The organism is Moraxella sp. CTOTU48841 (assembly GCF_032061225.1).
Lineage (GTDB): Bacteria > Pseudomonadota > Gammaproteobacteria > Pseudomonadales > Moraxellaceae > Faucicola > Faucicola cinerea.
The window spans coordinates 1-22522 of record NZ_DAMBFQ010000007.1; the positions used below are offsets into that span (position 1 = coordinate 1).

Below are 22522 nucleotides of genomic sequence, written 5' to 3' on the forward strand. Positions count from 1 at the left end.
ACATGGATATAAAACTCATCGCCCAAATCAGCCGCCTCATTTAGCAGGCTCGGCAGCTGTGCCGCAAACTGCAGCAAAGCATCGTGGTCTTTATGCTGATGTTTGATGGCGACATATACCATCAAATCCGCCGCGTTATCGTCTACTATAAAGTGTTCATAATGTGGGGTTATGCGTAGTGCTTCAAACCCTGCCAATCGCGCCATAAGCTGGGTCAGTTTGGCTTGTAGCGCCACCAATTGCCCTGCCATTAGCCGCTGCCAACGCGCACAAAGCTGCCCTGACGGTGCTACAATCACCGCACCATGGGTCAAGACTTGCCAACTATCAAACGGCAGTTTCACGCGCATAATCTCAGTGGTATCTCTTGCAGTGACGGGGATGAGCTCAGTTGATTGGGATAACCAATTAAAAAAATGGCGCTGCTTTGGGGTCAAAAAGCTCAATGGCGCATTCTGCTTATCGACGGTCGCCGCCACTAACCCATCCATTGGCAATTGCCAAGCTGCAATTTTTCGCTGGGTTTGAAACAAGGTATCATCCAAATCCATCAAAGCATAAGGCTTGACTAGCGCGACTTTTGATTCAAAAAAACGGGCTTCGGGTTTAAAAAAATCGGTCATTGACACTCACTTTTATCAAACTTAACTTTTATCGATTTTTTGGCTGATTGGGTTTTGGTGAAATTACCATGACATTATCAAAACGCTGCCAAATGTCATCCACGCTATCTTGGGGAGTTTCCACGCACAATAGCACCCAATCCCACGCCTCAGGCATCACATTGTAAACAAAATTGGTCATGCCCAAGCCATAATGATCAAAGAACTTGATGACGCTAGTCACGGCGCTATCAGCATGGATGGCGATGGGTGACCGCGTCAAGGCGGAAAATTTGACATCCGCTTGATACTGCGCCAAACGTTCAGCAAGCAACAATGGCAACCAAACAAACTCATTACTGCCCAGCACCAAGATTTTTTGATGGGCGAATGACGCTAGGGTCAATTGTCTTTGGCTCAGCGTATGCTGCAAACCTTGCAGCAAAAAATCCAATCCCGATGTACTATCGCGTGTCGGTTGCCTACCCCAATTGCCGGTAGGCAGCAGTGGCTGACTACCTGCCTCTGTGGTTGACACATTTGGCATGGTAACCGCGGGCGCATTTATCCTATCTGTCCACGTCCAATCTCCTGCTAGCAGATGATGGCGAAAAAAGGCGATGTCATTAAAAATATTATTATCTGTTTTGCCCAGTGACCAATCAACCAACGTCGCCAAATGCACTTGCTCAAGCTTACTCATTCCTGCTTGACGCAGGGCGTTGACCACATTCTGACAGGTATTACCTGTGGAGGCTTCGTCATCGACCATAATCAAGGTTTTGGCGTTTTCAACGTTCGCTTGTAGCGTGCTGTCATCACTTTGGTAAATCAAATGCACACTGGCATGACTATGATCTTCGCTAAACGTGGCAAGCAGCTCTGCTACCTGTGCATGCCGCGTCGAGTTGAGCAAAATAGCTTGCGGATAACGTGCCTGCAGCACTTGATGCACCCCTGCCGACAGTCCAACAGCGGTCTCCGCCATACCAATCACCACAATCGGCTCGGGCAAATCATCGGGTATGAGAGTCGCCAACTGGGTGAAGGCTTGTCGCATCTTATCGGGGGATACCGGAATATGTCGCCCCAATACTTTAGATACAAACAAAAACGCGCGCTTGGGATTGATACGCTCAGCAAAACCCAACAAATCATCAAGCTGATAATCCGCGGTGGTTTGATAACGTAAAGTAAGCTCGCCACGCGATAGCGAAATGGTTTTTTGCTCGGTCATGGCGTCTGTTGTCCTGTTATTTTATCCGTTAGCCGATTTTCACACTGGTCATCAGCGGGCGCACGATGCAAGGGGTGATGGTATCACGTACCGCTGCCAGATGTGGTTTGGCAATACAGCCTGACCAATAGGCAAAAGCTAATTGGGTTAAATTCATCGTGCCGTTGCCAAAGGCATGATCGGTGTAACCAATCCCACCTGACGCGCGGCTATTGATTTCCAGTACCTTGTGCGTCCCATTTTCATCCGCTTTGGTTTGGATGCTCACAATACCATCGGCTTTTAGGGCTGCCACCAGACGCTTGACAAGTGCCATCACGGCGTCGTCATAGCCCACATGCTGCTCACTGCCTTCTTTATAGCGCGTCACTGCGGCTAACACTTCCCCTGTCTCACATACCACATCAATCGAATATTCTTTGCCTGCTAGATAGGGCATCAGCAGCATAGCAATGGGTTGTTCTTTTACCAGTTGGCTATGGTTATAGGCGTGCAAAAATTCTGCAAGATGGATTTTTTTATCCTCAGTAAAGTATAAATGCTCAAAACTATCCCACGCATCGACCGCTGCGGTATCGAGTCGCCAAAACCCTTGCGCAAATATGCCTTTGACGGGTTTTACACATAACGGTTGCCCACCATGCAACGCGAGCAGTGCCATTAACTCATCTGTATTAGCAAACTGCCAGCCACTTGCCACAGGGATGTCATGTTGCTGGCAAAAAGCTGTAAAAGCGGCTTTATCATCCATTAATTCAAGCGTGGCTGTGTCAGTTGCGCCTGTCAACAACCGAATACCGGCTGCTTTGAAGTCTTGACGTCTGGCTTCGTAATCTTGGCTATTGCGCCCTGTGAGTACCACTTTACTATTATGCTTTTTGGCGCGTGCAAGTACAAACTCAACCCGCTCACTTGGCTCGGATGGCTCTGGGTACGCTATATCGGCACAGTTTAAGATTTCTGGTCGTGGTTGTCGATGGGATGCCACGATGGTCATGGGTAAGTTATATTGGCATTTCATGGCTTGCATGGCAAGTAGCATCTCACGCTGGCTTGACTGCCCTTCTGCCAACCAAATTGAAAATGGGGTATTACTGGGGTTTAAAATCATTCAATTTCCATTAGCAAATCTTCATACAACTGTAATCGATTGTCATTGAGATATAACATGCTGAGTGTGTAGCAAGAATTATATAGCAGGTGGTGCAAAATTTTAATCTATCTTGCTAAATAAATCGTGGCTGCCACTGCAGGATATGCTTGACTACTTTTCTTTGCTTAGTAGGTAAGACTTATTATTTTACTAATCACATAAGTATCTTATATCTATATGCATGCAGCGCAACTATTATTGGCGTGCTTTGCCAAACAATATTTGCCAAACAACGTTTGCTACACAATGATAGCTATATTGAGACCAGTAGTGTTTCGATGTTTCGAGGGTGAGGGTGCTAGATAAAAGTTATTGTTTTAGCCATAAAACGCAGTATAATCCATAAGTTTTTTTTACTCACCATTAACTTTTGCTTTTACATGGAGATTTGCCCATGCAAGTTCAGCCTATCGGTGATATGTATGCCAATCACAAAGAATTGACGCTAAGGGGCATTATTCTTGGGGCATTAATCACTGTCATCTTTACCGCGTCCAATGTATATCTTGGACTTAAAGTCGGTTTAACGTTTGCCTCGTCCATTCCGGCGGCGGTGATATCAATGGCAGTTTTAAAATTTGCCAAAGATAGCAATATTCTTGAAAATAATATTGTACAAACCCAAGCTTCGGCGGCAGGTACTTTATCGTCCATTATCTTTGTGTTGCCAGCGTTATTAATGCTCGGTTACTGGACAGGGTTTCCATTTTGGCAAACCACTATTTTATGTATCGCTGGCGGTATCTTAGGGGTGATTTTTACTATTCCGCTTCGCTATGCGATGGTCGTTAACAGTGATTTGCCCTACCCCGAAGGCGTTGCCGCTGCTGAAATTTTGCGGGCAGGCGAACAGGACACAGCAGATGATACCCCCGCTCAGTCAGATGCCTCAACAGGCGCCAAGGATATTGTGATTGGTGGCGCGTTATCAGGCATTGTAGCGTTTTTGACCGGTGGACTTAGGGTATTGGCAGACTCGGCAGGCTACTGGTTTAAAGCAGGATCGGCGATTACCCAATTACCCATGGGGTTTTCCTTGGCGCTACTTGGGGCAGGTTACCTAGTTGGCGTAGCAGGCGGTATTGCTATTTTGCTGGGTATCATTATTGCTTGGGGTGCAGCGGTGCCGATATTGACGAGCATGACGCCTCAGCCCAGTGACATGGAAATGTCGGCATTTGCGATGAAAATCTGGAAGGAAAATGTCCGTTTTATCGGTGCAGGTACCATTGGTGTTGCCGCAATTTGGACGCTACTGACGCTCATGAAGCCAATGATTGAGGGATTAAAAATTTCCATGCAGGCGCTCAAAGGTGGCAATTCATCAAACCTCAGTCGTATGGAGCAGGATTTATCGCCCAAAGTCATGATCGGCTGGACGGTGGTAATGACGTTGTTATTGGCGGTTAGTTTCTATCAGTTTGTGGCAGATGCAAGCTTGCCAGCGGGTTTGGCATGGTTGCTAGTATTGGTTTGTACTGCGGTCACCTTTATCATTGGTTTTTTGGTAGCGGCAGCGTGTGGATATATGGCGGGTTTGGTTGGATCGTCGTCTAGCCCAATTTCAGGTATTGGTATTATCTCGATTGTGGTGATTTCGCTCATTTTATTGCTGGTTGGCAATGCCTATCCGCAATTGTTAACCACGGGCGATGGCAAATTTGTCACCGCGTTGGCGTTGTTCTGTGGTTCGGCGGTATTATGTGTGGCGACGATTTCAAATGATAATTTGCAAGACTTAAAAACGGGTTACTTGGTAAAAGCCACACCTTGGCGTCAGCAAATTGCCTTAATGATTGGTGTCGTGGTAGGTGCATTGGTAATCTCCCCTATCTTAGAACTACTGTACAAAGCTTACGGTTTTACTGGGGCATTACCTCGCCCTGATATGGATGCCTCGCAAGCCTTGGGCGCACCGCAAGCAACCTTGATGACCACGATTGCCAAAGGGATTTTTGCGCATAATTTGAACTGGGACTTTATCCTTATCGGTGTGCTGATTGGTGCGGTACTGATTGTCGCTGATACTTTATTACGCAAAACTTCAGCGGGTAAATACAGCTTACCAGTATTGGCAGTGGGTATGGGTATTTATTTGCCACCTACCATTAATATGCCGATTTTTATAGGCTCGGTGTTGGCATGGTGGATTAAAAACCGTATCACCAAAAACAGTACGGCGGCGCAACGTGAGCGCAACTTAAAGTTTGCAGAGCGCAAGGGTACGTTATTTGCTGCAGGGTTAATTGTGGGCGAAAGCTTGATTGGCGTTATTATGGCGTTTATTATTGCCGCGTCAGTCACGACGGGCGGCTCAGATGCACCGCTGGCGCTTAAACTTGCCAATTGGGATAACATTGCCCAATGGTTAGGGTTATTGGCATTTGTATTGGCTATCGTGATACTAGCCAGACGCGTGTTGAGCAGTGCCAAAACATCGGCATAATAGGCATTAAAATCCAACATCCTTATAAACTAAACCCTTGAAAATCAATATTTTCAAGGGTTTTTTATGTATCGCGGTGTAAGAAAATAGGCTCAACACATAGGTTTAAAACCTTAAATTCAAAACCTGAGCGACGACATTTTTTCACAACTGGGATAGCAGCATAAGCAATCATTAGCAATTACAAGACTTTTAATAAGTCTAATAACACCTGCCAAGTTTTTGCCACGCTGGCGATTTCTACGCGCTCTTTGGGTGAGTGTGCCGCACGGATATTTGGACCAAAAGAAATCATGTCCATGTTTGGCGCTTTACCTTTAAATATGCCGCATTCAAGACCGGCATGAATCACCTGCAGCTTTGGCTCGCCTGCAAAATGATTCGTCATCACAGATTTTGCCACTGCCAATAGCTTAGAATCTGGGTCAGGTTGCCAGCCTGGATAATCATCGCTTAACTTTAGCGCTGCCCCTGCCAAATCTGCTAAAGCTTGTAGCCGCTGGGCGATGTCATCTTTTGGGGTTTCACCCAAAGATCGCATCAGACAACGTATCTCAAGGGTGGCGGTTTGATTATTGTCATGAGTTTGGCCAAGCTTAACCACACCCGTGCTAATTGATGTATCTACCACGCCGGCAAAACTATCGCTCATGCGTATCACGCCATTGGGTAGGCTACGCAGCAAGTTAAGCACACGCTGACTGTCGGCTATACTAAGGGCGGACAGGTTGGTAGATGCCGGTGACACTGCGTCCGTAGCGACTAGTTTTTCAACAGTGACGGTCAGGTTGGGTTCCGTGATTTTATATTCAGCTTGTAGCGTTTGCAAGATAGTAGGAAGCAACTGGCTGATACGGTCAAAATCACCCAACACTGCCGCAGTGGCTTCGCGCGTAATCACATTTCGCAGTACCCCACCTGTCCAGTGTTGTAGATAAAAAGGCGCTGAGCCAAACAGGCTTGCCAGCACGCGCGCCAGTAACAAGTTAGCATTGGCTAAGCCTTTATGAATATCAATGCCAGAGTGCCCACCTTGTAGCCCGCTCACTTTAATCACCATCGGCGTGACATCCTCGGTTACGGTAATAAGCGAGGAAGTTAACTGAAATGTGGCATCACGCCCGCCAGCACAGCCGATAAACAGTTCACCTTCATCTTCCGAGTCAAGGTTAATCATCGCAGGTGCGGTCAGCCACTCAGGATTAATAGCTTGGACGCCGCCCATACCGATTTCTTCTTCACAAGTCAAAATCAACTCAAGTGGTGGATGGACAATATCATCACTAAACGCCACCGCCAATGCCATAGCCAGCCCAATACCATTATCTGCCCCAAGCGTCGTATCGCTTGCCCAGACCCAATCGTCTTTAATGACAGGGTTGATAGGGTCAGTGATAAAATCATGGTTAGTGGTTTCACCTTTTTGTGCCACCATATCAAAATGCGCTTGGATAGCCACCGCAGGATGGTTTGCCATATTGCTATCAAGCTGTACGCTTGCTGGCTTATAGATAAAAATATTGCCTTTTTCATCTTTTTTGACCGTTAACCCGTATTGCTGTCCGCGGGTTTGGACTGCTTGAACAATAAAGTCACCCAAGGCGTGTTCATGAAAAGTAGGATGTGGAATAGCACAAATTTGATCAAACCATTGCCAAACAGCAGTGGGTGACAGTTGAGAGAGATTGGTTGTCATGGTATTGCCCAGTTTTTAGTGTATTAACTATCAAAGGCAATATTGTAGCGAATTTTGCATACGAATGGTCAGCTTATTTCTGGTTAGCTTAGTTATAGGGCGATTGGCAAACGCACACTATTATTCCATTTTAGAAAATACAATATTGTTAATATTATTTTACAGAATATAAAGGTTTTTACATAATAATTCACATACAGAATATCTATGAAGAATTAAGGGGTAAAAATGACTAAGCAAAATAAATTATTCGCGGCAGGATTGACCGCAGGCATTGTGGCGATTGGCGCGGGCTATGTTTATTCTCAATCAAATTCGCAGTCACCAACACAATCGCAAAATCAAGCAACCTCCAACAGCGCATCCGCAGTGGGCAACACATCAACTGCAGATAGCAAGCAAGCCGTTACCATTGCTTATCAAACCGGGGTTGACCCAGCCAAACTTGCTCAAGCCGACAAAACCTATGAACAAACCACACAGCGTGATATCAATTGGCGAAAATTTGATACAGGTGCAGACGTCGTTGCTGCCATCAGTGCCGGTAGTATTGATATTGGCAATATTGGCTCAAGTCCATTGGCCGCGGCTGCCACCAAAGGCGTACCGCTTCAAGTTTTTTTGGTGACCAGTGAAATCGGCGAAGCGGAAAGCTTGGTCGTCAGAAATGCTAGTAATATCAAAACACCGCAAGATTTAATCGGTAAAAAAATTGCCGTACCCTATGTTTCTACCACCCATTACAGTTTGCTTGCCGCACTGAAGCATTGGAACATTGACCCAAATAAAGTCACCATTATTAACCTTCGTCCACCCGAAATCAATGCGGCTTGGGAGCGAGGAGATATTGATGCCACGTATGTTTGGGAGCCTGTTTTAAGTAAAGTCAAAGCGACTGGGCATGTATTGACGACTTCAAAAGAAGTGGCTAGCTGGGGTAGTCCGACCTATGACTTATGGGTGGCGCGTAAAGATTTTGCCCAAAAAAATCCTGACTTCTTAAAACAGTTCGTCAAAATCAGCACTGATGCCACCGGTAAATATAGCCAAGACCCTAAAGCCTTTATTGGTAATGCTAGTAACGTGCAAAAAATTGCGCAAATTACCGGTTCAACACCCAGCGATATCAGCAACCTACTGGCAGGTAATCGTTATCTACCCGTCAGTGAACAGCAAACTTTGCTACAAAAACCATTTGCCGACAACATTCGCAAAACGGCTGAATTTCTTAAGTCACAAGGCAAGGTGGATACTGTATTAGCTGATTATTCAGATTTTGTGACCAATCAATATTTGGATAGCAAGTAGTAACAAGGCTTCATAAGGAATGAGATAGCATGAGCGGATTAGTGATTGAAAATTTAAGCGTACAGTATCCAACTACCCAGTCCAATAGCCACCGCACGTTGGCACTTGATAAGGTGAATTTATCATTGGCAGCGCAAAGTTTTTGTGTGGTCCTTGGGGCATCAGGCTGCGGTAAAAGCACTTTGCTCAACAGCATTGCAGGCTTTATTCCTGTGACTCAAGGCGCGTTAAGCCTAGATGGTCAAGCCATTACCAAACCCAGTGTGGATAGAGCGGTGGTATTTCAAAACCATGCGTTATTCCCTTGGCTCAATGTCGCTGACAACGTCAGTTTTGCTGGCAAATTAGCAGGGGTCGATGCCAAAACCCAAGCCAAACAAACCGAGCAAATTTTGCAATGGGTAGGACTAGAACATGCTGCCGAAAAATCGATTTGGGAATTATCAGGCGGGATGCAACAACGTGTGGGCATCGCCCGCGTATTGGCATCAAAAGCCAAAATGTTGTTACTAGATGAGCCGTTTGCTGCCCTCGATGCTTTTATGCGTGAATCCATGCAAGAGCTACTGCTCAATATTTGGCAACAAAGCAAACGACAAATATTGTTGATTTCGCACGATATTGAAGAAGCGTTATTTTTGGCAACCGACTTGGTGGTGATGGGTCAAGGAAAAATTCTGCACCATTACCAGCCGACATTTAGCCAACGCTTTGCCCAAGGACAAAGCACTCGCGCCATAAAATCAGACCGTGAGTTTATTGAATGGCGAGAACAGTTATTTCAGCAAATTGTGGCGGGTCGTATTTGACAGCCAGCTAAAACTGCGCCAATTCATCATAATAATTTAACAGGAATTAGGTCATGACGAGCCAAACAATTTCTAAGATTGACACCACAACTCGCGCCGCTGATAAACCAATCGACCATCAGTCAGCGCCAACTGCAGCCGTTATTGAGACTACCATGACAACACCCCCCACCCGTGCCTCATCTTTTGTGTCCCAACATCATGGGGTGGTCTGGGGTTTTATCAGTGTGGTTACTGCCTTGGCAATTTGGTGGGCGGTGACTGCGACAGGACTGGTGCCAAGTTTATTTTTACCAAACCCTACCAGTGTGTGGCAACAGTTTGTCAAAGTCTCCACGGAAGGCTATATGTCGGCAACCTTGATACAGCATACCTTTGCCAGCCTAGGACGGGTATTTATTGCCTTGGTTTTGGCAGTGGTTGTAGGTGTGCCTATCGCAATTTGGATGGGAACCAATCGCACAGTTCAGGCTATTTTTGACCCGTTACTCGAGTTTTATCGCCCGATTCCCCCGCTCGCTTATTTGCCATTATTGGTGATTTGGTTAGGGATTGGTGAGCTGACCAAAATCACGCTTATCTTTTTATCGATTTTAGCACCGATTATTATCTCAACGTTGCAGGGTATTTTAACGGTTAATAAAAGCCGCCAATTTGCTGCCCTATCGCTCGGTGCGACCCCATCGCAATTACTTTGGCATGTGACATTACCATCGGCTTTACCGCATATCCTAACAGGTATTCGTATTGGGTTGGGTGTGGGTTGGTCGACTTTGGTGGCAGCTGAATTGGTAGCAGCAACTAAAGGATTAGGCTTTATGATTCAGTCGGCCGCGCAGTTTCTATCGACGGATATTGTCATTCTAGGGATTATAATTATTGCGGTGATTGCGTTTATTTTAGAAATTTTATTAAGAAAATTACAAGCCAACCTTGCCCCTTGGTACGGCAAATATTAAAACAGCTGTAACAACTGATAACTGAACAATTTGGAGATCATCATGACCACATTAACAATCGAAAAAATTACCCCAAATATTGGCGCGGTGGTGACAGGTGTCGACTTTAGCAAACCTTTGATAGACGCTCAACAACACGAAATTGAACAAGCATTATTGACGCATCAAGTCTTATTCTTTCGTCAACAGGCAATTACCCCAAAACAACAAGCGGATTTTGCGCGTCAATTTGGCTCACTGCATATTCACCCGATTTTCCCTCAAGCCGATAACCAGCCAGAGATTGTACTGCTTGATAATCATAAAACCGATTTGCGAGACAATGCCATTTGGCATACCGATGTGACTTTTAGCGAAACGCCACCGCTTGGCAGTATTTTGGCAGCCAAACAAGTCCCAAGCTTTGGTGGTGATACGCTGTGGTCAAGCAGCTATGCGGCGTATGATAATTTATCGCCTGCGTTTCGCGCTTTTTTGGCAGGGTTGACGGCAACGCACAATATTATTCAATCCTTCCCGCAAGAGCGATTTGGCAATACCCCCGAGGGCTTTGCCCAGTGGCAACAAGCGCAAGTTGACAATCCGCCTGTGGTGCATCCTGTCATTCGCACTCACCCTGTCACTGGTAAAAAATTGATTTTTGTGAATGAAGGCTTTACCACAAAGATAAATGAATTATCCGACTCAGAAAGTAAAGCGGTACTCAACTTTTTATTCCAACATATTAGCAAACCTGAGTTTACGGTGAGATGGCATTGGCAAAATGATGACATTGCGTTTTGGGATAATCGAGCCACTCAGCACTATGCGACCCATGATTATGGCGATACAGTACATCGTGTCATGCACCGTGCGACTATCAATGGGGATAAACCGTTTTATCATTCAATCTAATGGTTGCTCAATATTAGACCGATAATGGCGTAGTCTCTACCAGCACCTACCTCCAAATAAACGATAAAATATGTAGTTACAATCAGGTAAACTAAAAGGCAGATGATACTAATTTTATCAATAAAATTAATGTTTTAGATTAAGGATGAAATCAAGAGAATGGTGCGCTCGGCGGGACTCGAACCCACGCCACAGGCTTCGGAGACCTGTACTCTATCCAGTTGAGCTACGAACGCTTATTGGCATTGAAAAAAAGCAGTGGGCTATTTTAGCAAACTTTTCGTGTAATAAGCAAATCATCAAAATTCCTGCCAAAAACTGCTCGGCAAAGTTGATAGCACATATCAAATAAGCATAGCTTTTTCAGATAATTTTCCCTTATAATAGTATGGAAAATAAATCTATGTAACATTTATCGCATCAATATTGCATCAACGGATACAATCGAGCAACCTAATTGCTCATATTGTCCGTTTTAAAAGTATTACGATAATTTAATTCACCTGTTTGAGAGAACGTGACGAATGAAAAAAGTAGTGATGTTATCAGCGATTACTATGCTAAGTCTTGCAGGTATCGCTGTCAGCCAAGCTGAGGATAAAGCCAGTGCCCCCGCAGCGGCATCAGCTACCGCTAGCGCTTCAAGTACCGCGACAGCCTCAAGTACTGCCACTGCTTCAGCACCTGCATCCTCTGCCGCTCCCGCTAAAAAGGAAGCAGAAAAAGCACCTGAAGACCCACCTCAAGTTGCAAAATTGGTTGCATTATACCCAAATCTAATCGCACGTATTGCCCCCCAAGGTAAAGTTTGTTTTGAAGGTAAAGAGTGTGATATCACTATTGCCGCTGCATTAGGCGCCGCTGACCCGAACAAACCACGTGAAGGCAAAGTAATTTATGAAGGTGTTTGCCATACTTGTCACGCAGCAGGTCTGTTAGGTGCACCAAAATTTGGTGACAAAGGCGCCTGGGGTCCCCGTATCGCTAAAGGTACCGCTACCCTTCACCAACACGCGCTACAAGGCTTTAACGCCATGCCAGCCAAAGGTGGTAACGCTGATTTGCTAGATGTGGAAGTGACCAACGCGGTTGATTATATGGTGTCTCAAGCCAAATAATCATTTTTAGCCCAGATGAAGCCTATCAACTGATAGGCTTTTTTAATTATATCATTGATATAATTTAGCTTAACCACTATAAACTTAGTTCACCTAAATCTTTAAACTGTCCAACCCATCCCCATTAAGGTGTCACCTTTAACCAGAACCTGCATTGCTATGGCAAACTTTGACAACACCATCCCTGCTCTAAAAATTACCCAGCTTACCAAAACCTACCCAAATGGTTTTGCCGCACTCAAAGGCATTGATTTGACCGTACCCCAAGGTGGATTTTTTGCCCTACTTGGTCCCAATGGTGCGGGTAAATCCACCACCATTGGTATTATCAGCTCGCTATTTAAACCCACCTCAGGCTCGGTAGAAATTTTTGGGGTAGATTTGCTTAAACAGCCTGCCAAAGCCAAGCAGTTCTTAGGCGTGGTGCCGCAAGAATTTAACTTTATGCAGTTTGAGAAAATCGAAGATATTTTGATTGCCCAAGCGGGCTATTTTGGCATACCTACCAAGGAATCTCGCCCGCGTGCCGAAAAACTCCTTAAAGCATTGGGGCTTTGGGAAAAACGCGACGACAAAGCGCGTATGCTCTCTGGCGGTATGAAACGCCGTTTGATGATTGCGCGAGCTTTAATGCACCGTCCCAAACTGCTGATTTTGGATGAGCCGACTGCGGGGGTCGATATTGAACTGCGCCGCTCGATGTGGGATTTTATGCAGCAAATTAACACGGAAGAAGGCACGACCATTATTTTAACCACCCATTACTTAGAAGAAGCTGAGCAGCTGTGTAAAAACATTGCTATTCTTGACCAGGGTGAAATTCGTATCAATACCGATATGAAAAGTTTGCTTACCAGCCTTGATGTGGAAAGCTTTGTGTTTGATTTGGCACAACCTTATCTGTCATCAATTGCTTTAACCAATGTGGTAAAAACCAAGCAGCCAGACCCGTTGACCCTTGAAGTCACACTCAAAAAAGGCGACAGTTTAAATGATGTCTTTGCCCAGTTAAATGCTCAAAATATTCAGGTAGCGAGTATGCGTAACAAAGCCAATCGCCTTGAAGAGTTGTTTTTGGGGATTGTTGAAAATAATTTGACTGAAAAATTGGAGAATTAACATGGATTTTCAGCACCAGTTGGTCGCATTTAACACCTTGTTAGTCAAAGAAATCCGCCGAATTCTTCGCATTTGGCCGCAGACGCTGTTGCCCCCTGCCATCACCATGAGTTTGTATTTTATCATCTTTGGTAAAATGATTGGCGCGCGCGTTGGCGATATGGGCGGTGTCTCTTACATGCAGTTTATCGTGCCTGGCTTGATTATGATGTCGGTGATTACCAATAGCTACTCCAATGTGGTATCGAGTTTTTTTGCCACCAAGTTTCATGGTAATATTGAAGAGATGCTGGTCAGTCCGATTTCTAAACATACCATTTTACTGGGTTTTATCGCGGGCGGTTTGTTTCGGGGGTTGACCATTGGCGCGATTGTGACGGTGCTCGCGTTGTTTTTTACTCAGTTATCACTGGTGCATGCATTTGTCACGATTTTTACTGTGGTGATGACCTCAGCATTATTTTCGCTGGGCGGTATGATTAATGCGGTATTTGCCCGCTCGTTTGATGATATTTCCATCGTACCCAGTTTTGTGTTGACACCTTTGACGTATTTGGGCGGTGTGTTTTATTCACTTAAAGATTTATCAGGATTTTGGCAAAACATATCGCTACTAAACCCCATTGTTTATATGGTCAATGCTTTTCGCTATGGTATTTTGGGTCATTCAGATGTCAATGTATGGTCATCTTTGGTGGCGATTGGGATTTTTACCGCGATATTTTATGGTATTGCGTATTATCTTTTAGCAGATGGCTCACGCGTTCGTTTATAACTTAGTTAAATTTAAAAAATATGAAACCACTTGAAACTCACGGTATTTTGGGTCAATCCACCAGCTACCCAAAAACCTACGCCCCCGATATGCTCTACCCTATCCCTCGCGCATTAGGACGAGCAAACCTAGCGCTGCCTGCTGACGCCTTAAGCATCGGCATGGACTGGTGGCAGGTTTTTGAAATGTCTTGGCTGAATTCGCAAGGCATTTCACAGGTGGCAATGGCGCGCCTTGCCATCCCTGCCACATCAGACTATATTGTCGAATCAAAATCGCTCAAACTTTATTTTAATAGCCTAAATTTCACTGAATTTGACAATCAACAAGCTGTTAAAGCAGCGGTGGAAAAAGACTTATCCGCTTGTCTAAAAACCGATGTGACGCTTGAGATTTTTGAGGTAAATATTGCAAATAGCTTACCCATCAGCGCGCCACAGGGTGACTGCATTGATAACGCATTAGATAATAGCGATAAAAAAATCGCTATTGTCAGTGATGTCGATCCTTCAAGCTTGACCGTTGCCCATCAAGGCGCCTCTGATAGCCAGTTACAAATTTTGCATTCGCATCTGCTGCGTTCAAACTGCCCTGTCACCAATCAGCCAGATTGGGGAACACTGGAGATTCAGATAGATAGCCAACCGATTGATCGAGCAGGACTGCTTGAGTATATTTTGAGCTTTCGTCAGCATAATGGCTTTCATGAACAATGCGTGGAGCAAATTTTTAGTGATTTAACCCAAGCCTTTGCGCCAAAAACGCTCATGGTACGCGCATGGTACACACGCCGTGGCGGGATTGATATCAATCCTTGTCGGGTGAGTGATATCAGTTTGTTGCCGTCACCGTCACGGCTTAACCGTCAGTAATATTCGCTAATAATAATCGCCAGTAAGCTAGTCGCATTTTTATCAAAAAAAGCGTATGCTATGTTTTTTCAAATTTTTTCTGCCGCCAACTATATCTAACCGTTGACGGCAAGCAATACCCAGAAGGATTACCGCATGCAAGCAGTCGGTCAACTCATGCTCGATATTGAAGGCACAGCGCTTAGCCTAGCAGATGAAGCACTGCTACGCCAACCGGAAGTTGGCGGCGTGATTTTGTTTGGGCGCAATGTAGAAAGCCCTGAGCAAGTACGCGAACTGACCGATAGTATGCGTGCCATCAAGCCCAATATTTTAATTGCGGTTGACCAAGAAGGTGGTCGTGTCGCTCGCTTACGCGCGGGTTTTTCACCGCTACCTGCGATGGGTAAACTCGGTGAAAGGTTTGAGCATGACCCTATCACTGCGCTTGATCTTGCTTATTGCGCAGGCTATTTGATGGCAAGCGAAGTCTTAGCGGTTGGGATTGATTTTAGTTTTGCGCCTGTACTTGATATCAATGGGGAGAGCCGCGTGATTGGTGATCGCGCGTTTCACGCCCATCCGATTGCAATCACTGCCTTATCTGCTGAATTCATGCGTGGGATGAAGCTTGCCGGCATGGCAACCACGGGCAAGCATTTTCCCGGTCACGGCTCAGTTGCACCGGATTCTCATGTAGATGATGCCACCGATGAGCGCAGTTTTGATGAGATTCGCCAATACGATATGCAGCCATTTATTCGCAATAAGCCGCTACTAGATGCGCTCATGCCCGCTCATGTGGTATTTAGCACAGTTGATAACAAACCTGCAGGGTTTTCATCGATTTGGCTACAACAGATTATCCGTGGCAAGCTAGGGTTTAATGGGGTATTGTTCTCCGATGACCTGTCAATGAAAGCGGCACATGTTGCAGGTGATGCAGGTGACCGTATTGCGGCTGCCTTAACGGCAGGTTGCGATATGGGACTATTGTGTAATGACCGCCCTGCTGCCTTGGTTGCGCTTGAGCGTTTGCAAAAAGAGCCGATACTGCTCAATACCACCAGCCAACATCGGTTATCTAGCATGAAAGGCAATATCAAAGGTTGGCGGGGCTCACTGGCCGACTCAGCCCAAGAGTGGTCACATTGGCAAAGCAGTCAGCGTAAGGTGCTAGAAAATTTCTTTGCATGACTTTGCTTGAAACAAGAAAATTTAAAACGAGCAACTTTCAAAAAAAACAAATTCAAAAAAGCAACGCGGCAACATTGCTTTTTTTGTGGCTACTTTTTCATGGCTATTTTTTTAGCTATATTTTGATTTATCAATTGACATAGCGTAATTGGCCAATCATTTTTTGCAAATGCTCACTACTTAACTGACTCCAGATGTTATAAAAACAGCCATTGTTCAGCACTATATAAGCCAGCATTTTACCCTGTGGGTTATTGCCCTCTCGCCCAAGCGTCACATAACTGCCATCGGCATAGTTTTTACGATAGGCCCAGCCCTGGTACAAGTCACGCTTAGACGTGGTACCTGCATTGGCTACGCCATAAGCACTGCGTAAAGGCCTGCCTTTATAGTTTTTCAAATCATACGCCACCGCAAAGCCACCTGAAAAATTGGCAGCGCGTGATTGCGCAGTTTTGACATTCACTGATGAATGATTAGCAATGGCTAAAATTGGGCAATATTTATAATCAGATTGTCGCCATTGCTGTTGGTAAATTGGGCTAACTTGGCTACTTTTGAGCGATGCATGCGATTGCCAAGGTGATTTTGGCAGCCTAGTAGCCGCTTGGGCAGTATTAGCAAGTAAGCAAGCACTTATAGCAAAGCTAGTCATAGCAAGTTGATAAAACATCGTTGTACTTCGTATCATATTACGGGTCTCACGCCATTTTATTTTAGGGTTTCCATCAGGTAAAGTTACGCTATTGGCAATTTACCTTTACGAGCTTATCTTCTAGTACACTATATGACCCTAGTATATAAAATAGATAATAATTCATCCTAAAAAAGTGTAGCACAAACATTGTTTTTTATAACAAATTTGCAAACGTGATAATATAGATAAGGCATAAAAAAAGCCCCTAATTCATTGAATTAGGGGCTTTTTTAAAATATGGGGCGAATGATGGGACTCGAACCCACGACAACCGAGATCACAACCCGGGGCTCTACCAACTGAGCTACATCCGCCATAAGGTAGGTTTTACAGACTAGCAAAATGCGCGCCTGACAGGATTCGAACCTGTGACCACCCACTTAGAAGGCGGGTGCTCTATCCAACTGAGCTACAGGCGCATAAAAAAAGCCTGCTCGGCTCTTGATTCATCTTTTCAACTTGGGTAAGTTTAAAGAATGAATGGTCGGAGTGAAAGGATTCGAACCTTCGACCCCCTGGTCCCAAACCAGGTGCACTACCAAGCTGTGCTACACTCCGATTGCCTAACTAGGCTTTAATTGTTACTTCAATACCTTAGCAATAGTGAGCTTAAAGGCTATCATCGCTAAGTGGTGCGTATATTAAAGCAAGTTAGCTAGGCTGTCAACGACTTTTTTCAATATTTTAAAAACAGACGATGGTTGTTGATGCCTATTTTTTGAGCGTGGCGCCAAACGCCAACATTCGATCTAGGGGTTTTTTAGCTTGTTCGATTAGCTGCGCATCAACAAAAATCTCGTGTGGTACGGCGTCGGGCGTGCCTACTTTCTCCAGTGCATGGATGATTTGGTCTAAATCATTCATCGCCATCCACGGGCAGTGCGCACATGAACGACAGGTTGCACCTTCGCCACGCGTCGGCGCTTCGATAAACACCTTATCTGGCGCCGCTTGCTGCATTTTATAAAAAATACCGCGATCGGTCGCGACGATGAACATCTTGTGCGGTAGGGTTTGTGCCGCTTTAATCAGCTGACTGGTGCTACCGACGGCATCTGCCATTTGGGTCATCTCAATCGGTGATTCTGGGTGTACCAACACGGCGGCATCGGGGTACATCTCTTTCATGGTTTTTAGGCTGCGGCTGCGGAACTCTTCATGCACGATACAAGCACCATCCCACAGTAGCATATCTGCGCCCACTTTTTGCTGGATATAACGCCCCAAATGCTGGTCAGGTGCCCAAATGATTTTTTCACCTTGGCTGTCTAGATGGTCAATAAGCTCAACCGCGATACTCGATGTCACCACCCAATCTGCCCGCGCTTTAACAGCTGCTGAGGTGTTGGCATACACCACCACAGTACGGTCAGGATGTTGGTCACAAAACGCGCTAAAGTCTTCAATCGGACAACCCAAATCTAATGAACAAGTGGCTTCCAGCGTTGGCATTAATACCGTTTTTGCAGGACTTAGGATTTTAGCGGTCTCACCCATGAATTTGACACCTGCAACAATCAGCACATCGGCATCACTATCACGCCCAAAACGCGCCATCTCTAAACTATCCGACACGATACCGCCTGTGGCTTCTGCAATTGCTTGGATTTTTGGGTCGGTATAATAGTGAGCAATTAACGTGGCATTATGCTGTTTTAACAAATCAGCAATGCGCTGTTTTTTTTCTGCAAATTCGGCATCGTCAATCTGAATATCTTGGGGTATACCAAGCTTATCGAGATGTTGTTTGACAATGTCTTTGGCAGACACTGCTACCAGTTGCTCATTATTTGCTAATAGAGGATTGGCTAGCTGGGTAGTTGCTTGTGGCGTACTTGATTGTTGCATGAAAAACTCCTTCTCATGAGATGACTTACCCATGTCTATCACAGGTAAGTAGCAATTCATTGATTCTCCTGCTATTACTATAGCAAACTTTTTTGCGCAAGGTGAATCAATTGCGACTAGTAATTGATATAAGGATACTTTGGCTAAATTAAATACTTAGACCAATTAAAATCTTATTAATGCTTAATCATGATGCTTTTACCTTTACCAAACGTTTTAACAGTGCGCGCTCGCTATAGCCGATTAAGCCAATATAGACCAGTAATAAGGTATTGGATAACCAAAAATTCATTTGAAAAGCACTGACGATTATCACGCTAAACAGCATCAGCGTGCCCAAAAAGAAAACGATTTTTTTGGTTTGGTAAGGTATAGGATAAAAATGCTGTCCCAGCGCGTACGATACTATCATCATGAGGAAATAAACAAAAAGCGTTACCCACGCCGACACCATAAAGCCGTATTGTTTTAAAAACAGCATATGGAGCAAAATAGTCAGTCCCGCCCCAAGCCATGAGATGGCTGAGCCAATCCCAGTACGATCAGTTACCTTATACCAAGTTGATAGGTTGTAATAAATCCCAAAACATAGGTTCGCAATGACGATAATCGGCACGATATTAATCGCTGTCCAATAACTGGGATCGGTGATAAATAACCGTTTGAGCCATGAAATATTGGCAATAATCCCAAGCGCCACCACCGATGCAAATAAAGCAAAGTACTCTGTCATCATCGCATAAGTATGTTTGGCATTGGCGTGGTGCATTTGTTTGAATAAAAACGGCTCAATCCCCATCCGATACGCGGTCACAAACAAAGTCATTAACACCGCCAATTTGTAGCAGCCACCGTATGCCCCTGCATCGCCTTTATCAATCATATAATATTGAATGATTTTATCGAAGTTCTCATTCACCATAAACGCCAACCCTGCCAGCATGACCGGATAAGAATAGCGAATCATACGTTTGAACAAAGCTTTATCAAAATGTAAGCGTACTTTTTTGATAATTGGAAACAGCATCATAAAAGTGGCGAGACTGGCAACTAAATTGGCAAAGAACGGATACGCCACTTGCTCGGTCAAACCGAAACTTTTGGCAGCCTCAATGGGCACAAAGCGAAATAGCGCAATGACCACCACAGTTTGTATCAAAATCGACACCACACGCACCACTGAATACTTCACAGGCTGGTTGTGATAACGTAGCCAAGCAAACGGAATGGTACAAATCGCATCAAAAAACGCAATCCAAGCAAACCAGCGCAAAAATTCAGGATGACTGCCATAATCCATCAGAATTGATAGCGGATTGCTAAATAGCAACATCATGACCAAAAAACCGCCTGCCAACATGGCAATAAACCAAAACGCCGTGCTAAACACATTTTTTTCGGCGGCGCCTGTTTTATCTTCTCCTGAAAAGCGAAAATAAGATGTTTCAAAACCAAAAGTGAGCACAATATTGATAAAAGCAATCCAGGCATATAGGCTGGTAAAGATAGCAAAGGCTTCTTTATCGATGTAATTGATGTACAACGGATTGAGTAAAAAGGTAATGACACGGGGTAAAATCGCACCGATACCATAGATAATGGTTTCACCTAACAGTCGTTTGATATTCACAGGCTATCCAGAGTTAATGTCGCTTGATGGGTTTTAAGGTTGGCTAATAATAGGCTTTTGGCGTTGTAGTTCTAACAAAGCGTGTTGCACTTCTTGCACTTTTTTCTCGGTCAATAAATTGCTGATATTAATCCAAATCCAGTGAAAGCCATACCCGCCGTCCTGCATTTCAATTTTGGCATGTTCAATAGTCCAGTTTTGTACCAAAATGCGATACATAGCAACGGTAATACCCGTGCGATCTGAGCCATGATAACAATGCACGAGCACCTTGTCGCCACGCGCTTGGTGCCACAAAATATCATACAAAATTTCAGCAAGTTGCTGCGGCTTGATTGCCCAAGTCATCAATGGGTGATTGATAAAGGTCAGCGGTAAATTGGCTAAATTTTCTTCGTTATCATCGCGATCAAAAAATCGTAAATTGATAAGCGTATTGATGCCGTACTGCCGGATAATACCGATATCATCGGGCGTCAGCTGCTCACTACGAAACAGTTGCTCATCGATTTGATAAAGATTGGCATGTTGACACCGTAATTTTGCCCAAGTAGCGGGACGAAAATGCTGCGCAAATGGCATGTCATTGACCTAGTAGTATGATGAATTTATGCGACATAATAGCCTAAAGTGGACAAAAACGCACCGAAATTTACCTATAAAAAAACCCAATCAATATTGGGTTTTTTGACGTAATTAACAGCAATTCTTAGCAGAAGAAGGTTCGCGCTTAAACATCCAGGTAATCTAGAATACCTTTAGCGGCCTCACGACCTTCCCAAATCGCCGTTACCACCAAGTCTGAACCCCGTACCATATCGCCACCTGCGAAGATTTTTGGATTCTTAGTTTGATATTTATAGGTTTGTAACTCAGGCGCGATCACCCGTCCGCTATTATCCATCTCGATGCCTTGGGTGGTAAACCACTCAGCAGGGCTAGTACGGAAACCAAATGCCATAATCACCGCATCGGCTGGCAAGATTTCTTCTGAATTGGGAATAGGCTCTGGGCTACGACGACCGCGGTTGTCGGGTTCGCCAAGTTTAGTGGTCACTACTTTAACGCCGGTTACTTTACCGTTTAAACCGATAATTTCAATCGGCTGACGGTTAAATAAAAACTGTACGCCTTCTTCACGCGCGTTACGAACTTCACGGCGTGAGCCTGGCATATTCTCTTCATCACGGCGGTAGGCACAAGTCACAGAAGTTGCACCTTGGCGGATACTGGTACGGTTACAGTCCATCGCGGTATCACCACCGCCAAGGACGACCACTTTTTTGCCTTGTAAGTCGATGTACTCTTGTGGGTTCGTTTCCCAACCTTGGCAGCGATTGACGTTTGCGATTAAGAAGTCGAGCGCATCATACACGCCAGATAACTCTTCACCGGCATAACCGCCACGCATATAGGTATAAGTACCCATACCCATAAACACCGCGTCATACTCAGAGAGTAACTCATCAATGGTGATATCTTTACCAATCTCGGTATTTAAACGAAATTCAATGCCCATGCTTTCGAACACTTCGCGGCGACGACGCATGACATTTTTTTCCATTTTAAATTCTGGAATACCAAAGGTCAGTAGTCCGCCAATTTCAGGGCGTTTGTCAAATACCACAGGTTTGACGCCATTACGGACCAATATGTCAGCACAGCCAAGACCGGCAGGACCTGCGCCAATCACCGCAACTTTTTTATCCGTCCAAGTCACACCGCTCATATCTGGACGCCAGCCTAGCGCAAACGCAGTATCGGTGATGTATTTTTCCACATTACCAATGGTGACCGCCCCAAAGCCGTCATTGAGGGTACAAGCCCCTTCACACAGACGGTCTTGAGGACATACTCGCCCACAGACTTCTGGCAACGTGTTGGTTTGGTGGCATAAATCTGCCGCTTGGAAAATATGACCTTCGGTAGCCAGTTTTAGCCAGTTTGGAATGTAGTTGTGAACGGGACATTTCCATTCACAGTAAGGGTTACCACATTCAAGACAGCGGTGCGCTTGGTCAGTTACCTTGTCTTGCTCGAAAGGATAGTAAATCTCAACAAACTCGTGAGTACGGGTATTAATGTCTTTTTTTGAAGGGTCGACACGTGCGACGTCTAAAAACTGAAAATCGTTGTGTAATCGTTTTGCCATGCCACAATGCTCCTAAGTGAGTGGTATCCAG

At 44.9% G+C, this 22522-nt stretch carries 19 protein-coding genes and 4 tRNA genes; 10 read left to right on the forward strand and 13 right to left on the reverse strand.

All coding sequences use genetic code 11. The annotated features are described in order from the left end of the window. The 3 genes from RT034_RS08040 to RT034_RS08050 form a co-directional block, all read right to left on the reverse strand. The coding region (locus tag RT034_RS08040) for an HAD family hydrolase (protein WP_313015838.1) at window positions 1-623 on the reverse strand (623 nt) is incomplete at its 3' end. A gap of 28 nt (window positions 624-651) precedes the next feature. Further along, window positions 652-1839, reverse strand: a complete 1188-nt coding sequence (locus RT034_RS08045; RefSeq protein ID WP_313015840.1) for a phosphoribosyltransferase domain-containing protein — start codon at window positions 1837-1839, stop codon at window positions 652-654. Between the two features lie 28 nt (window positions 1840-1867). Continuing rightward, a complete protein-coding gene (locus RT034_RS08050; protein ID WP_313015842.1) occupies window positions 1868-2950 on the reverse strand; it encodes an ATP-grasp domain-containing protein in 1083 nt (360 codons plus the stop codon). A gap of 436 nt (window positions 2951-3386) precedes the next feature. On the opposite strand from RT034_RS08050, the gene RT034_RS08055 reads away from it, so the two are divergent. Next, window positions 3387-5438: an OPT family oligopeptide transporter gene (locus tag RT034_RS08055; protein WP_313015844.1), complete on the forward strand. Its 2052-nt coding sequence runs from the start codon at window positions 3387-3389 to the stop codon at window positions 5436-5438. A gap of 181 nt (window positions 5439-5619) precedes the next feature. Here RT034_RS08055 and RT034_RS08060 read toward each other — a convergent pair whose 3' ends face one another. Further along, window positions 5620-7134: an aminoacyl-histidine dipeptidase gene (locus RT034_RS08060; protein ID WP_313015847.1), complete on the reverse strand. Its 1515-nt coding sequence runs from the start codon at window positions 7132-7134 to the stop codon at window positions 5620-5622. 228 nt (window positions 7135-7362) lie between these two features. Here RT034_RS08060 and tauA point away from each other — a divergent pair, with 228 nt between their 5' ends. The 4 genes from tauA (at window position 7363) to tauD (ending at window position 11104) form a co-directional block, all read left to right on the forward strand. Continuing rightward, a complete protein-coding gene (gene tauA, locus RT034_RS08065) occupies window positions 7363-8442 on the forward strand; it encodes a taurine ABC transporter substrate-binding protein (protein ID WP_313015850.1) in 1080 nt (359 codons plus the stop codon). Window positions 8443-8471: 29 nt separating this feature from the next. Beyond that, the gene (locus RT034_RS08070) at window positions 8472-9251 is read left to right on the forward strand and encodes a taurine ABC transporter ATP-binding protein (protein ID WP_313015852.1); all 780 of its coding nucleotides are present in this window, start codon (window positions 8472-8474) and stop codon (window positions 9249-9251) included. Window positions 9252-9406: 155 nt separating this feature from the next. Continuing rightward, window positions 9407-10210 carry an ABC transporter permease subunit gene (locus tag RT034_RS08075; RefSeq protein WP_159772498.1) on the forward strand — a complete coding sequence of 268 codons (804 nt, stop codon included), beginning with the start codon at window positions 9407-9409 and terminating at the stop codon, window positions 10208-10210. A gap of 30 nt (window positions 10211-10240) precedes the next feature. Further along, window positions 10241-11104, forward strand: coding sequence for a taurine dioxygenase (gene tauD / locus RT034_RS08080; protein ID WP_313015854.1), 864 nt, complete (start codon window positions 10241-10243; stop codon window positions 11102-11104). Window positions 11105-11264: 160 nt separating this feature from the next. On the opposite strand, the gene RT034_RS08085 is transcribed toward tauD, so the two are convergent. Continuing rightward, window positions 11265-11340 (reverse strand) — tRNA-Arg (locus RT034_RS08085). A gap of 288 nt (window positions 11341-11628) precedes the next feature. Between RT034_RS08085 and RT034_RS08090 the strand changes: the two genes are divergently transcribed. The 5 genes from RT034_RS08090 (at window position 11629) to nagZ (ending at window position 16164) form a co-directional block, all read left to right on the forward strand. Next, window positions 11629-12222 (forward strand): c-type cytochrome, encoded by a 594-nt coding sequence (locus RT034_RS08090; RefSeq protein WP_160002362.1) that lies wholly within the window; start codon window positions 11629-11631, stop codon window positions 12220-12222. Between the two features lie 159 nt (window positions 12223-12381). Next, on the forward strand, window positions 12382-13341 hold the full coding sequence (locus RT034_RS08095; RefSeq protein WP_313015857.1) for an ABC transporter ATP-binding protein: 960 nt from the start codon (window positions 12382-12384) through the stop codon (window positions 13339-13341). Between the two features lies 1 nt (window position 13342). Beyond that, window positions 13343-14116 carry an ABC transporter permease gene (locus RT034_RS08100; protein WP_076774539.1) on the forward strand — a complete coding sequence of 258 codons (774 nt, stop codon included), beginning with the start codon at window positions 13343-13345 and terminating at the stop codon, window positions 14114-14116. Window positions 14117-14136: 20 nt separating this feature from the next. Then, window positions 14137-14988 (forward strand): NADPH-dependent 7-cyano-7-deazaguanine reductase QueF, encoded by an 852-nt coding sequence (gene queF, locus RT034_RS08105; protein WP_313015860.1) that lies wholly within the window; start codon window positions 14137-14139, stop codon window positions 14986-14988. 135 nt (window positions 14989-15123) lie between these two features. Continuing rightward, complete coding sequence (nagZ, locus tag RT034_RS08110; protein ID WP_313015862.1) at window positions 15124-16164, forward strand: beta-N-acetylhexosaminidase; 1041 nt, start codon at window positions 15124-15126, stop codon at window positions 16162-16164. A 130-nt stretch (window positions 16165-16294) separates the two neighbouring features. Here the strand turns inward: nagZ and RT034_RS08115 are convergent, their stop codons facing one another. From RT034_RS08115 to RT034_RS08150, 8 genes are all read right to left on the reverse strand, one after another. After that, window positions 16295-16819 (reverse strand): hypothetical protein, encoded by a 525-nt coding sequence (locus tag RT034_RS08115; RefSeq protein ID WP_313015864.1) that lies wholly within the window; start codon window positions 16817-16819, stop codon window positions 16295-16297. A 280-nt stretch (window positions 16820-17099) separates the two neighbouring features. Next, window positions 17100-17175 (reverse strand) — tRNA-His (locus tag RT034_RS08120). Window positions 17176-17206: 31 nt separating this feature from the next. After that, a tRNA-Arg gene (locus tag RT034_RS08125) sits at window positions 17207-17280 on the reverse strand. Between the two features lie 62 nt (window positions 17281-17342). Beyond that, window positions 17343-17419: transfer RNA gene (locus RT034_RS08130), tRNA-Pro, on the reverse strand. Between the two features lie 153 nt (window positions 17420-17572). Next, window positions 17573-18709, reverse strand: coding sequence for a quinolinate synthase NadA (nadA, locus tag RT034_RS08135; protein ID WP_135888467.1), 1137 nt, complete (start codon window positions 18707-18709; stop codon window positions 17573-17575). 187 nt (window positions 18710-18896) lie between these two features. Beyond that, window positions 18897-20339, reverse strand: coding sequence for a lipopolysaccharide biosynthesis protein (locus tag RT034_RS08140; protein ID WP_313015867.1), 1443 nt, complete (start codon window positions 20337-20339; stop codon window positions 18897-18899). A 33-nt stretch (window positions 20340-20372) separates the two neighbouring features. Then, a complete protein-coding gene (locus tag RT034_RS08145; RefSeq protein WP_313015870.1) occupies window positions 20373-20921 on the reverse strand; it encodes a tyrosine-protein phosphatase in 549 nt (182 codons plus the stop codon). A gap of 148 nt (window positions 20922-21069) precedes the next feature. Next, on the reverse strand, window positions 21070-22491 hold the full coding sequence (locus tag RT034_RS08150) for an FAD-dependent oxidoreductase (protein ID WP_313015873.1): 1422 nt from the start codon (window positions 22489-22491) through the stop codon (window positions 21070-21072). Between the last annotated feature and the right edge of the window lie 31 nt (window positions 22492-22522).